At 66.4% G+C, this 14,787-nt stretch carries 5 protein-coding genes; 3 read left to right on the top strand and 2 right to left on the bottom strand.

The annotated features are described in order from the left end of the window. Positions 1–8: 8 nt before the first annotated feature. Positions 9–1,466, bottom strand: coding sequence for a formylglycine-generating enzyme family protein (locus ACQR2C_RS30460; protein WP_434882772.1), 1,458 nt, complete (start codon positions 1,464–1,466; stop codon positions 9–11). A gap of 32 nt (positions 1,467–1,498) precedes the next feature. Continuing rightward, the gene (locus ACQR2C_RS30465; protein WP_434882773.1) at positions 1,499–6,784 is read right to left on the bottom strand and encodes an AAA family ATPase; all 5,286 of its coding nucleotides are present in this window, start codon (positions 6,782–6,784) and stop codon (positions 1,499–1,501) included. Between the two features lie 766 nt (positions 6,785–7,550). Between ACQR2C_RS30465 and ACQR2C_RS30470 the strand changes: the two genes are divergently transcribed. The 3 genes from ACQR2C_RS30470 to ACQR2C_RS30480 all read left to right on the top strand — a co-directional run. Next, positions 7,551–8,558, top strand: a complete 1,008-nt coding sequence (locus tag ACQR2C_RS30470) for an efflux RND transporter periplasmic adaptor subunit (RefSeq protein WP_434882774.1) — start codon at positions 7,551–7,553, stop codon at positions 8,556–8,558. After that, complete coding sequence (locus ACQR2C_RS30475; protein WP_434882775.1) at positions 8,551–11,703, top strand: efflux RND transporter permease subunit; 3,153 nt, start codon at positions 8,551–8,553, stop codon at positions 11,701–11,703. The genes ACQR2C_RS30470 and ACQR2C_RS30475 overlap by 8 nt, the downstream gene beginning before the upstream one ends. Positions 11,704–12,266: 563 nt before the next feature. Next, the coding region (locus ACQR2C_RS30480) for a hypothetical protein (RefSeq protein WP_434882776.1) at positions 12,267–14,787 on the top strand (2,521 nt) is incomplete at its 3' end.

A 14,787-nucleotide genomic window follows, 5' to 3' on the forward strand; every position in this document is an offset into this window, starting at 1 on the left:
CAGATCCCCTATGGTGAGAGCGCGACGCGGAAACCCAGGGTCGGATGCCGGATGCGGCCGTCATAGCGGTCGCGACTGCCGGCCCGCGCATCGGCGGCGCCGTTCTTCCATGATCCCGAGCGGATGACGCGGGCATAGCTGCCCTCCTCGAGCCAGGCCGATCCATCCGCCGGCGCGCCCCTGTAGTTCTTGTGCCAGTTGTCGGCCACCCACTGGCCGACGCCGCCGCCCATGTCGAACAGGCCGTAAGGATTGGCCTGGACGCTGCCGATCTTCGGCGGCTGATCCGTCTCGGCATCGGCCGTGCCGTTGCAGCCCTTGCAACTGGCCATCCCCGGGCGCATGCGATCGCCCCACCAATAGCGGGTGCGCTGGCCGGCGCGCGCGGCATATTCCCACTCGGCCTCGGTCGGCAGCCGGAACGACTTGCCGGTCGCCTTCGACAGCCAGGCGAGATAGGCCTGCGTGTCGTCGTAGCTCAGGTTGGTGACCGGACGATCATCCGCACCGGCCGCGATGTCGGCGCAGCTTGCCGCCGCGACACACTGCTTCCACTCGCCGATCGTCACGGGATGCTTGCCGAGCGAGAACGGTCGCACGCTGACCTGATGCGACGGCTGCTCGGACTCGTCGTCGCCGCCCATCGCAAAACTGCCGCCGGCGATCGCAACCAGCTCGGGCACGCGCAGCTTCGGCTCGGCGTCCGGCGCCGGCGGGATCGCCGCGGTGCCGGATGATCGCGCCAGCGTTGCCTCGAGTGCAGGAGCCGGCTGACGCGGCGCGATGAAGGCGCTGGACGGCGATCGCGCAACGTCCTGGGGCGCGCTGGCGGCTTCCAGCAGGATCCGGCGCGGCGGAGGCAGCGGCGCGGCGGACTGCGCCTCCTGCTGCGAGCTCGATGATCCTGACCCAGGCGGCGCCTGAATCAGCAGCCTGATCTCGCGTAACGGCAGCAGCACGCCGCCGAGGAAGACGATGCCGAGGACCCCGACGCCGAGCGCTCCGCGGATCAGCTTCTTGCGACTTCCTGGAGCCGGTGCGAGGAGGACGTTCAGCCGGCCGCCCTCACCCGTCTCCTCCTGATCATCGTCGCTGCCGTCGTCCCATCTGTCCGGACCGGACGCCGCCGGCGCAAGCGACGGGCGCACCGGAGAGACTGGCGCAGCTTCTCGTCGAGCCGCACCCTCCGGCTCTGCGGTCTCCCATTCGGCATCGAGCGACTGCTCGAGCGCGCCGCACATCATCAGCAGCAGCCCGCCTTCGCTCTTGCCGGTCCAGCGCTCCTGCACCTCGGGACACTCGACCTGATCCTCGACGCGCAGGAAGCTCGGCGGACGCATCGGGCTGAGCGAGACCTGCACCGTGCGGCCGCAGCGCCGGCAAGCCACCGCGCGGGAATCCTCCGGCAGCGCATCCTCGGCGAGCTTGGGAGCCCGCAGCCATTGCAACGCTGAACTCTCGCTCATGCTGTCCTCGCTCGTGATGCCCGCCAACCCCGTTACTGACCCCAGCTGGCGAACACGTCCTTGAACACGCGGTCGCCGTCGGATCCCTTCTCGATCGACAGCAGCGCCCGGTTGCCGCCCTCGTAGACGATCGGAATGTCGAACCACTGCTTGCCCTTGAGAAGCAGCAGGTTGCGCTTGGTGTCGACCTCGTTGGCGGACAGCGCGACCATGAAGTACTTCGGCGTCACGCGGGCGGTCTGGGTCACCAGCGCCGTCCCGCGCTCGGCCTCCTCGCCCTTCAGGCCGATGCCCCTCAGGCTGGTCAGGCCGCTCACCGACTGATCCGGCCAGTCGAACTTGAGCTCCATGATGTGGCTCGCCGGCATCTCCATGTCGGCGTTCCGCCGCAGCGAGATCGTGGCCTTGGTGCCGTTCTCGATCTCGATCTCCCCCTTGATCGCCGGCGCCGCATCGACTCGCGGCCCCTTGCTCTGCTCGATCGACCAGGTGACCTTGCCAGGATAACGCTTGCCCTTCGGATCCTGCGGATCCTCGTGATAGAGGAACGCCTGCGCCGGTGTGCTGACCGGCACGCTCATGCCGACCGTGGCATGCTCCTCGGCCGCAGCGGCGATCGCCGGCTTGGCCTCCGGCGTGATCCGCTCCGCATTGACCTTGCGGGCGCCCGGTTCGCTCGGCAGCGCGGACGCTGCCGTCGCACCGCTCAGGGCCGGCTGGATCCATTCCGACGCGCGCTCCCAGGACACCGCCGCACCGACGATCGCCAGCAGCCCGGCCGCGGCAACTGCCATCACGCGCCGGCTCGGCACATGGCGGCGTGGTGCCGCGGCGTTCTCCGTCGCCTTGAACGCCATCTCGACGAGAGAAGGGTGAATCTTGATCTCTGCCGCCGGCGTTACGGACTCCGCAACAGAGGCTGGAGCCGCGGCAGCGGCGGCAGGCTCAGGGGTGGCAGAAGCCGCTGCCGCAGCGGATGTCGCAACGACGCCTGTCTTCACGGGCTCTGCCGACGCGGCGCTCGTGGGCTTCGCGTCGATCTCTGCTGTGACCACCTTGCTTTCGCCAGGGCGCTGCGGCACCGCGAGCCGATCGGCGACAATGATCGGCGCTTCGACGACGGTGGCCGCGCGCGGTTGGGTCGGCTCGACCGTGGCCGGCTCCTCGACGGCCGGAAGCTCGGGCGGAGCCGAAGCCGGCGTCACGATGTCCGCGGCCGGCTCGCGCGGCGGACGCCGGCGCAGAACGCGAATCTCCGGCGAGGGCTTGGGCGCAGCCGCGCGGCTCTCGGCACGCTGCGCTATCGCGGGCGCGCTCGGCTTGCCCGCGGCAGACGTGACGATGTCCGTCCCCGAGCGGCGCGCCATCGAGAGATATTTCGCGACAGTGGCGATCTCCTCTTCGAGCGAGTGCGTCGTGATGACCTGCCGCGGCTGCGGCCGCTGCTTCGGCGCCGGCGCAGCCGCGCGGGCCGGCCGCGGCAGCTCGGCGGCTGGTGCATCGGCCGATCTGGACGTATCGGCGGGCAGCAGCTGAGCTGTGACCGAGGCCGCCTCGACGCCGGCAGGGCGCGCACGCAGCTCGATCATGCGATCGGGAAAGAGGATCGCGGCGAGATCGCGCAGCGAGGCACCCGGCATCAGCAGCCGCCGCAGCGCCGGCGGCAGGCTACGCAGCGCGGTCGTCTCGGTGCGTTTGACAACAGTATCGTTGCGGCCGGCTTCGACCAAGGTCCCGTCGTCGTGACGCGCGTCGCTGATCAGAACCTTACGGGCCCGCAGCATCGCCGTCAGTTCGCGCAGATCCGAGCGCGAGGCGTGGTCGACGACCAGAAGATCGAAGGTGCCGATCCGGGCCGGCAGCAACTCGGCGACACGCCAGGCCGGCATCACGTGACAAGGAATCTCCTCGAGCCAGCCGTCCAGAGACCTGCGCGCGGCAAACCGAAGCCGGCGCGCGGTCGGACCGGAGCAGGCCGACGCCATCTTCTGCATCGAGTCCCTGAACCGCTTCACCGCTTGCCTGACGGCGCCGCCCGCATTCTGCGCGATGGCCAGTGACATGCGGGCACCGATCACCGCTTCGAACAGGGCGAGCGAGCGCGTCTCAAGCCGCGCGCGCTGAGCCGCGAGGTCATGCAGCAGCTGCCGCTCCTCCAGACTTTCGATCCGCATCAGCACGGCCCAATTCCACGCCGCCACCCATTCCGCGAGCGTCGTCGCATCCTTCGCCTCGCCCGCGGCCGGCGCGGACCGCAGTCGCTGCGCCAGACTCGGCGCGCCCGCTGCAGTCGCCATCCGGCAGGCGGTCCTGACGAGTTCGTAGTCCGGGCTGGCCTCGCGGATCTTCTCCATAGTTGCGAGAATGCCTGTCCACCGCGTTTCGAGCTCCTGGGGCTCCGTCTCGGCGTCACCGACCCGCGACAGCACGTCATCCTGAACAGAGACGGCGAGTTCTCCCGCCCGGGCGAACAACTCGCCCAGGCGAGCGAGCTCGACCAGCGGTCCCGATACGCGCGTCATGACGGTCCGGATCGCCGCGCCGAACGCGGCCAGCCGCTGTGCATCGGCCAGCATCGCCCTGACGTCGCCGTCCGGCATCGACAGCTTGGAGCAGGCATCGGCCACGTTGCGGACGGCGAGCGCGGCCGTCACGACGGCGGCCTCGACGCTCCTGACGATGTGCCCGAGGTCATCGAACGCGCGCGCCGATTCCAGTTGAAGCGCGGGTGCATCGATCTGCGTTGCGATCGACGTCCAGCGCGCACGCAACGCATGCAGGTCGTGACGCCACAGCAGGAAGCGCCCGACATATTGCCAATCCGCCGGCTTCGACGGCGCGGCCCCGTCCACCGTGATGGCCTCGACGGCGGCCTTCAGCGCGCGGCGCGACGGCGAGAACCGCGCGAACGGCTTCTCGCCGGCCGCAAGCCGTTCGACCACGCGAATCGCATCCCTCCTGGTGAACGCCTCGACCGGCGCCTGCACCTGACGCCTCGTGAATTCGGCGCTTCGGGACAGCTGGAACGACGCATCACGCGCCCAGCCCACGACCTTGTCGAGAGCCACGGGCTCGTCGGCCTTGGCGGTGCCGAGCGGCGACAGACGCGCGAGCCAGGGCGCCTCCGCGATGGCGCGATGGCCGGTCACCAGCGCATCGAGATCGGCCGCCAGGCGGTTGGTTGCGTCGAGCCCGAAGGTCGCGATGGCGTCGAGCGCGAGATCCTCGTCGCGGCCTGCGTCCGACGTCAGCCCTGCCTGGTGCTGCAGCTCCGCGTGCAGACGCAGGATCGCGGCAGTGTCGGGAAGCGCCGCGAGCTCTGGCAACTCGACATCGATGTGCTTGAGATCACCGGCAAGCCGCAGCCGCGCCTCGCGTGCCTTGTCGACCGCCGTGACGAGCGGGTCGGTGGCCGCGAGCAGGCGCTTCGGCCGGTCGGTGAACCAGGCATGCGCCTCCTGTTCGCCGATCAGCGCCTTGAACAGATCGAACGGCAGCTCCGGCAAGCCGCCGGCGACTCGCAGGTTGCGCTGGACTATCTCGGCGATCTCGTCGTCGAGCGATGCGATCTGCGTGCGCTTCGAGATGATATCGCGTTCGAGCCGGCCGATCTGACCGACCTGATCGCGCAGATTCGGCGTGTCCAGGATCGATTGCAGCCGGCCGGCCAGGGCTTCGGCCTTCCTGAGCACGTCCTTGTCGGAGCCGGTCGAGCTGACGGTCAGCTCGCGAATGGCCGGCGGCAGCTTCTGATGCAGCAGGGAAAGTGCAGCCTCGTCCCTGGACACGACGAGGACGCGCGAGCCGAGCGCGAGGTGATGGCAGACGACGTTGACGAGCGCCGCGATCCGATCGTCGCGTGCGACAGACTGGACCATCAGGCCATCCGACCGCGACAGCTCGCGCACGACCTCGACATCCTCCGCGACAGCCGGCAGCGGGAAGAACAGATCACCCTGCTCGACCGCGGCAGGCTTTGGCGCAGGCGCAATGTCGATGGGGCCCCCGACGATGCCGGACAGGTGCCGGCGCGCATTGGCGTGGCCACGTCCATCCGGCTGCGAGAGCAGCGCGTTCACGGCTCCCGACAGGCAGCACTCACTCTGCGGCGCATGCTCGATCGCGGTCTTGAGACTGTCGATGTCGCGCAGGGCGAGGCTCTCCGGCCGCCGCCGCGCGGATATGACCCAGCGTCCCGCCGCGATGGCGGCCTCCATGGCCGGCGTGCCGTCCGACGACACGGGATCGCGCGACGTCCTGTTACCGGATTGCACGCCTGCGGCGCTCAGGATCTGATCGGTCCCGATCGGCGTGAACGGCGACAGCTCTGCGCGCTGCTCCAGCGCCTCGACCAGGCGATCCGGCTTGTCGCGCACGGCAAGCGCGGCGTCCGGCGCCACGGCATCGAGCGCCCTCAAATTGACGGTTGCGCCGACGAAGCGCGGCCGGACCCTGACCTCGGCATCCGGGCGCGCGATGATCTCGATCTCGACCGCGCGCTCGAACAGCGGCAACTCGAATTCCCGCCCGCCCTGCCGCCAAGACGACAGCGCGACGCCCCACATGACCTCCATGACCTGATCGGCGCCGGCCGTGGCCGCCATGTCGCGCAGCCGCTGGTGGATCGACATGGTCCGGCGGCGCATGCGCTCGGTGTCGGCCCAGGCGGTCCATGGCCCGCTGATATAGCGCTCGAGCCGCTGCACGAGGTCAGGACGCTGCTCCAGGCGCAGCCGTCCAGTCCAGGCGCCCAGCTCCGGGGCCGGCGAAAAATCCTCGGGCCGCGCGTGGCGGGCAAAGGTGAGGCGGTTCTTCTCGATCTCATCGACCGTGACCACGATGCTCTCGTGCGGCGATGGACGGCGGTCGGGGTCGGACGACGGCTCGACCCAGATCTTGAGATCGTAGTCGATGGCAGGCGGCTCCGTCGCGGCAAGCGCCTCGACGGCGAGCCAGACCGGACCGTCGACATCGAAGGTATTGATCACCACGCCCGGCAGGCCCGCCAGCTCCTCCTGGTCGAGCGCGAAGCCATGATCGTCGGCGAATGGATGATCCGGCTGACGCTCCGCCGGGGAGCCCTCGGCACGAATGATCTCGGTCAGACTGCCGAGCACGTCCTGCAACGGCTCGACGACCGATCCCATGCCGAGTGCTTCGCTCGTCGAGGACGCCCAGGCGTCGGTCGGCGACTGCGGCTCCAGGGCTGCCGCGCCGATAGCACCAAGCAGCCGCATGCCGTGATCGGCTGCACTGCTCTGCGCCTTGCGATCGCCCGCGCCGGCCTCGTTGGGCCGCACATTCACCAGCTGGCTCATCGCGCAGATCCTTCTCTGAAGTCGGCCGCAACGTCGGCGCGAGCTCGGCGAGAGGCTGACCGACAAGGATGGCCCTGCGCATGATCACGGAGCGCCGGGCGATCGGAGAGTGGGTTCAGAGTGGACAAGCTTGCCTCGCTGCAACGTCGACGGAACTCCCGACTCGTTGCGGAGGGGTATGGCGAAGTGAGGTCACATCAATGACCCGACAGGTAGATGAATGTGACGATTCTCGCTCCCGTCGGAGAATCGGGAAAAAATCCCGGGTCATTCGATGAGGAAAATCGCGCCTAAGAAGTTTGTTAGTCTTGGCTTTTTGTGTAGCGTCGCGCGCGTGGCCGACAACAAGCTTGGGTTGCGGACGAATACGCTGGAATGTGTCTAAGAATACTTCTAACGCTCAAGAAGAAATATCGAGACGCATGCCGAACGCCCGATGTCCACGCCGCAGCACGGCTGCGGTCCCTGTTCGACCACGAGCCCGCCGCGTATGCGGCTCGCTTGCAGGGGGCGGCGCCACAAGCATTGGCGCCGGCGTGCATGGCACCGCGTCGTTCCCTCCCCGAATACGAAGATTGCATCCGACCAAAACGGCGTCGCCGTGCTCCACACGATGGCCCGCCAAAGAAGCCCGGGGATGTCGCCGGATCCCATGCGATGGCTCTGCAGCCGACGCTGCTTGAAACACCCTCGAAGCTGAAGTAGCTGTTGTTGCAATGACATCGACGTCGTCCAGACGTTTCCCGATCGATGGGGCCGGGACTGCATGGTGAGGCAACGGACGAGGGCTGCGGCCGCATGCGGTGCCGTGCTGTTCACGCTGGTTTCGCTGCCGTCGCGCGCGCAGTCGCAGACTGCCGGTACGGCCGAGCGCGAACCTGCGTCGGTCAAGCTTTCCGCGACGCAACAAAAGCAGATCGGGCTCCAGACCGCCGTCCTGACGGCGGAATCCCATCCCGAGCAATTTCGCGCCTACGGCACGGTGCTGGACGTCGCCAGGCTGACCGACCTGACCAACAACTACGCCAACGCCCAGGCGCAGCTGCAGACGGCGCAAGCGAAGCTCGACGTCGCAAGGCTCGCATTCGAGCGCGCCCGCGACCTCGTGCAGTCGGCGGCGATGCCGCGCAAGGACGCCGAGGCGGCGGAAGGCACGTTCCGGACCGATAAAGCGACCCTGGCTGCCGCGGAATCGCAAGTGAAGACCTTGATGGCGACGGCGCGGCAGGAATGGGGCGCGGTCATCGGACAGGGCATCATCGAGCGCTCGCCGCAGGTAGTCCAGCTGATCGAACGCGAGCAGCTGCTGGTGCAGGTCACGCTGCCGCCCGGCGTGACTCTGGCCGCGCCGCCGCGCGGTGCGCTGGCGCAGGCGCCGACCCGCAGCGTCAACATCGATCTGCGCTATCTGTCGGCTGCGCCGCGAACGGATCCGCGCATCCAGGGCGTGAGCTACTACTTCGTCGCCGCCGGCGACAGCGGGCTGCTGCCGGGGATGAACACCATCGCCTACGTACCCTCGGGCAAGTCGTTCGACGGCGTCTTCGTCGAGGACACCGCGATCGTGCAATGGCAGGGCCGCTCGTGGGTCTATTTGCGCGCCGGTCCCGATCTCTTCAAGCGCCACCCGATCCGCACCGACCAGCCGGTGTCCGACGACGACTATGTCGTGCAGGACATTCCGTCGGGCTCCGAGATCGTCCTGCGCGGCGCGCAGGTGCTGTTGTCGGAGGAGGCCAAGAGCGAGCTGCGCGGCGGCGGCGACGATGATTGACGGCGCTCGCGGCGCCGCGACCGGCCCCCAGGCGGCGCTGATCTCGTTTGCCATCCGTTTCCGCGGCATCGTGCTGGCGCTGGCCTGCACGATTCTCGGCTATGGCATCTTGTCGCTGGGTAGCGCCAACTACGCGGTGTTTCCCGAATTCGCTCCGCCCCAGGTCTCGATCCAGACCGAGGCGCCGGGGCTCAGTCCCGAACAGGTCGAGGTGCTGGTCACGCAGCCGATCGAGACCGCGATCAACGGTCTGGCCGGCGTCGAGAGCATGAGGTCGTCGTCGATCCAGGGCCTGTCCGTCATCTCGGTCATTTTCCAGCCCGGCACCGAGGTCTTCCGGGCGCGGCAATTGGTGACCGAGCGACTCGCGGTCATCGCCGGCAGCCTGCCACAGGGCGTGCGGGCGCCATCGATGACGCCGCTGGTGCCCGCGGCCGGCACCGTGCTGGCGATCGGGCTGACCTCCGAGCAGCGCTCGCTGATGGATCTGCGCACGATCGCCGATTGGACCGTGAGCCGGCGGCTGCTGGCGGTCGCGGGCGTCGCGCAGGTCACGACCTATGGCCGGGACATCCGGTCGCTGCAGGTGCAGGTGCGATCCGACGATCTGGTCCGCTTCGGCGTCGGCATGAACGACGTCGTCGCCGCCGCGCGCAAGGCCACCGGCGTGCGCGGCGCCGGCTTCGTCGACACCGCCAACCAGCGGGTCATCCTGCAGACGCAGGGCCAGTCGCTCACACCCGAGCAGTTGGCGCGTACGGTCCTGCTGCACCAGGGCGGCGCCAGCGTGGTGCTCGGCGACGTCGCGACGGTCGTGAACGCGCCGGAGCCGCCGATCGGAGGCGCGCTGATCAACGGCCGGCCCGGCATCATGATGATGATCAGCCAGCAATTCGGCGCCAACACGCGCAACGTCGCGGCGCGCGTCGAGGCCGCGCTGCGGGAGCTGCGCCCGGCGCTCGACAGCGAGAAGGTCAGGCTGCACGCCGATCTGTTCCGCCCGGCGACCTTCATCGATGCGGCGACGGAGAACGTGCTGTTCGCCCTGCTGATCGGCGGCGCCCTGGTCATCATCGTACTGTTCCTGTTCCTCTACGACTGGCGCACCTCCGTCATCAGCTGCACCGCGATCCCGCTGTCGCTGTTCTCGGCCGTGCTGGCCCTGCAGTGGATGGGACAGAGCCTGGACACGATGACCCTCGGCGGCCTCGCCATCGCGATCGGCGAGGTCGTCGACGATGCCGTGATCGGGGTCGAGAACGTGGTGCGCCGGCTGCGCGAGAACCGCGGCCTGCCGTCGCCGCGCAGCGAAGCGCGCGTGGTCTACGATGCCATGCTCGAGGTGCGCAGCGCGGTCGCCTATGCGACCTTCGCCGTGCTGCTGGTGTTCGTGCCGATCCTTGCGCTGCCGGGCCTCGCCGGCCGGCTGTTCGGGCCGCTCGGCATCGCCTATATCCTCGCGGTGGTGGCCTCGCTGATCGTCGCGCTGACGGTCACACCCGCGCTGTCGATGCTGCTGCTGGCCGGTCGCAAGCCGCGAGAGCAACGCGAGCCGCCGCTGGTGCGCTGGTCGCGCCGCCACTACGAGACGCTGTTGCGGCGGCTCGGCCGGTTTCCCAAGTCGGTCATGCTGACGGCCGTGCTGGTGACCGCCGGCGGCGCAAGCCTGGTGCCGTTCTTCGGCGGCACCTTCCTGCCCGACCTGAAGGAGGGCCACCTGATCCTCCACGTCTCGACACTGCCGGGGACCTCGCTCGACGAATCGCTGCGGCTGGGCACGCTGATCGCCGAGGCCCTGAAGGGTGTCCCCGAGGTCCGCAGCGTGGCGCAGCATGCCGGCCGCGCCGAAGCCGGCGTCGATACCGCGGGCACGCATTCGAGCGAGATCGAGGTCGACCTGAAGCCGGGGCTGTCAGGCGACCAGCAGGAGCTGGCGCAGCAGCGCATCCGTGCCGCGCTCGCCAACTTCGCCGGCATCAACCTGTCGATCAAGACCTACCTGACCGAGCGCATCGAGGAGACGCTGTCCGGCTTCAACGCCGCCGTGGTCATCAACGTGTTCGGCCCCGATCTCGACGATCTCGAGCGTACGGCGCGCGACATCGCGCGCGAGCTCGGCGAGGTCTGGGGCGCGATCGACATCCAGCAGCAGTCGCCGCCGGGCATGCCGCAGGTCAACGTGACCCTGCGCCCGACCGACCTGCAATCCTGGGGCCTGGACGCGGTCGAGGTGCTGGAGCTGATCCGCACCGCCTATCAGGGCGACGTGGTCGGCCAAGCCTATGAAGGCAACGTCGTCTTCAACGTCATCGTCAAGCTCGACCCGGATGCGACGGCACGCCCGACCGAGATCGGCAACATGCCGATCCGGACGCCGAGCGGCGCCTACATCCTCCTGAAGCAGGTCGCGGACATCTACGGCACCGCGGGGCGCTACGTCGTGCTTCATCGCAATGGGCAGCGCGTCCAGACCGTGACCGCCAACGTCGCGGGGCGTGATCTCGAATCCTTCGTGGCCGCGGCCAAGCGGAAGATCGCCAAGGAGGTCAAGCTGCCGCCTGGCGCGCATGTCGAGTTCACCGGCGCGGCCGAGGCGCAGGCCAAGTCACGCCGCGACCTCTTGGTGAACTCGCTGCTGGCGACGATCGGCATCGTGCTGCTGCTGTCCTTCGTCACCGGGCACTGGCGCAACCTGGTGCTGGTGCTGATCAACCTACCGTTTGCCTTCGTCGGCGGCGTCATCGCGGTCGCCTTGACCGGCGGCGTGCTGTCGCTCGGCTCGATGGTGGGCTTCGTGACGCTGTTCGGAATCGCGCTGCGCAATTCGATCCTGATGATCTCGCATTACGAGCATCTGGTCGTCGCCGAAGGCCGCGCCTGGAGCCTGGAGACCGCGATCGCCGGCGCCGCCGACCGCCTGGTGCCGATCCTGATGACCTCGCTGGTGACCGGCCTCGGCCTGCTGCCGCTCGCGCTCGGCGCCGGCGAGCCGGGCCGCGAGATCGAGGGACCGATGGCCGTGGTCATCCTGGGCGGACTCCTGACCTCGATGGCCCTCAACCTGCTGGTGCTGCCGACCTTGGCGCTGCGCTTCGGCCGTTTCGCGCGCGGCGTGCATGCCCGCGGAGATGTCGCGCCGAGCTGATCGTGGGCGTGAGACGTCCGCGACGTTCGCCGCACGTGGCTGCCCGACGCTTCACCGTGCGGGCCGGATGAAGGGGATTGACTTCCGACCGGTGTTGACGAGCTTGTCCCTGGTCAACTGCAGACCTTCGCGACCGAATGACCGGCGTCCGCATTCAGCCCATTAGGGACATTGGTCAAAGCCTGGCATCATCACAATACCTCTGGGCAGAGACCGCGGTTCCAGCGCTCGGCATGCTCCAATTCGTCATTACGTCCTGCTCCGCCTCGGCCGGCAGGCTTGGGCGACAGCAGCAGTCGGCTACCAGTTAAATTGATCCGCGGTTGCACATAATTACGATCGCAACTAGGTTTTGGTATCTTATTATCGCAACTTTTGATGGGCCAACAAGGATGTCAGTTCAAGGAACAGACAGAGGGAGAGTTGCGCCAAATCCACTAGCGTTACAAGAAGCTTGGCAAGAGCACCCGAAGTTCAAGCAGCGGGCGTCGGGCGGGCGACGTGCGCTTGATGGATTTCATTACCAACTCGCGGTTTCACTTGACCGATTTTTTGAACTCGTGTTGGCGCAGAATGAAGAAGCGGCGAGCGTCGCGTTCGAAGGGCTCAGTGACCTCAGTGAAAAGCATGAAGACCTCGTGTATCTCACACAGATCAAGACGACCTTGCGGAAGGAGTCGCTTCAAGATGCAATCGAAGAGGCCCTCGCAGTGGACGAATTTCTTGAGCAATGCTGCCCCTCTGTACGAAACAGCTTTCGCTTTAGGATTACCGCGCGAAGCTTACGGGGAACTGTTTCGTCTCTACCCGCACGACTGACAGCTTCGGAGCTGAAGCTCGACGCTGCTTCGGCAAAGCGATGGGAGCATCTTCGAGATCGATGCCTGCCTGTTAAGGTGGATGGCGCGCCTGAAGTTCGTCTGGCGACTCGCCTTTGGCACGATGTGACCCATCCGACGACCCTTATTGATACATGTATGGGTCGGCTCCTTCAAATGCTTCCCTCGGGCGAGTCGCCCGTGCAGATAGCGACAGCTCTGCTAACGCTTTGGAACACGGCGCGTCGAGAAAAGGTGGCGCCTCTGCATCTGCTTGGCGCGACGGACCTAAAAAAGGATCATGGGCTGGTCCAGGGGCATATTGTGCACGGTGTTCGCCCCAGCCCGGCTGATGTTCGTGACGGCTGTTTCATGGACCGCCCAGAGAAACTCAAAGCGGCCCTGTCGATGATTCATGAGCGTTGGTTGGCGGACGCAAGAGGGCGAAACGCGGTCATCCCAGTTTTTTGGATAACGGGTCCCTCCGGAGCAGGCAAGAGTGTACTCCTGCTCCAGATCATTAGCGAGCTTCTGGCGGACGGCCAAGTCGAAGCGGTCAATTTCATCGAATCATACGCGCATGCCTTACCTCGCGCTCTCGACAATGCCAGCGCTACCTCCCTCTCCATGCTGGTTGCGGGCGATGACCTATACTCACCAGAAAACCGCGATCCTGCGATATGGCGAGAAGTTGGCGAACTCACCGCAACGGCTCGCAAGTTCCCAAGTCGGTTTGCCATTCTCACCTGCGGCCCACTTGAGCAACTAAAAGCGTTTAGACGCGAATGCGAACGGCATCGGGTGCTTGATCCGGTCGAAATCGCTGCTGAGCCCTTGAACCCCGAAGAACAGATCGCCTATCACGACTGGTATCAGCAGCGCACCGGTGTCGATGTTCCTCTTCGAAAGGAGCCGATTTTCGTGGCAGCCGCATGGATTTACGAACTCCAGCGCGAGCAGAGACTAACGCCAGAGGCCTTTGCCACCCGATTCGACAATCGCCTTCATGAGCTTGCCATTCGAGCGCAAGGCCGGGCTGCCCTCGTCCTCAATCTCTATGGCCTGAAGGCTCCGGAGGCGCTGTTCCAGGGACATCGGGCAGAATTGACGCAATTGGTCGGCGAGCGAATTTGGCGTCTCAGCAATCCAACATCTGGAACGTTGTCTGGCCGTTTCTTTCACCCCCAGATCAGCCGGCTGATCTACGACGTTCTGGTACCAAGCGGCGAAACGGTTCGGCGGGCAGAAGACGTCTCTGTTGCATTTGACGCAATGCTGGAAGAGGGCGGGCCAGCAGACGCGTTTCTCGGTTGGCTGGGCACTCGCAAGATCGGCAAAAGTCGGTCACGTGGGGCTCTGATGCTAGACGAGACCATGCGCGTGGAGGTTCTGAAGGCATTATGGCCATGTTTTCGGCGGCGCGGCCCTGGACATGAGATCACCCCGCGCCTGTTTGCTTGGCAACAGTCGGCCTTGAGTGCCGAGATCGATCTGCATGCGTCGGGCATCAAGGCTCGTATCGAGGCCTGGTGGCGTGACCTGGGCGAGGATGCAGCCGGTTGGGGGATTCTTTTCCAGATGGTATGGGATATGGCCGGTCAAGAAGAGCGTCAGGTTCTTCTGAGCAGAGGGCGAAGTTGGCTTCGGGCACATCTTGATGCCGGAGCATGGCCGTGGATCAATAGCCGACTGATCAGATTTTCACCGGCGGATGCAGTTATTAGAGATCTAGCTTTGGCTTGGCTCAGTTGCAATGCAGCGCACCAATACTGCGCGCGCGTTTGGTTGGATCTATTCGAGACGACTCAAAGCTCTCATCAACCAACCTTGGAGCAAGACGCCCTTGTTCGCCTCGCCCTCCAAGCAATTCCGGCTCAGCCCGAAACTAGTGCAGATATTCCGATGTGGACAAAAACTGCGACGCTCAATCCACCGATCAACGAGTTTGTTGACGCCGTCGCTCGCAAGTTGACAATCATACGAAATCCGCACAAGCACGAAAAAGGGGTCGATTTCTTGCTAAGCCTCGTCCCTGCGACCGAGCTTATTGCACGTATATCGCCCGCGCTTCGTGATAGTATGGAAGGCTTCGGCTGGCCATACCTCTGGATTAATGTAGCGATAAGGTGCCCCAGGGAAGCCGGCTGGCTGTCGCGCGGCCGCGATTGGCTGATGGGTCGCGACAACGGGCCCGAGTGGAACTATGTATGGCAAAAACTGATCGATCAGAACTTCGAGCACGCGACCCTGCTTCCGCGCGGCCGCG

This window comes from Bradyrhizobium sp. HKCCYLRH3061, from assembly GCF_051168015.1.
Classification (GTDB): domain Bacteria; phylum Pseudomonadota; class Alphaproteobacteria; order Rhizobiales; family Xanthobacteraceae; genus Bradyrhizobium.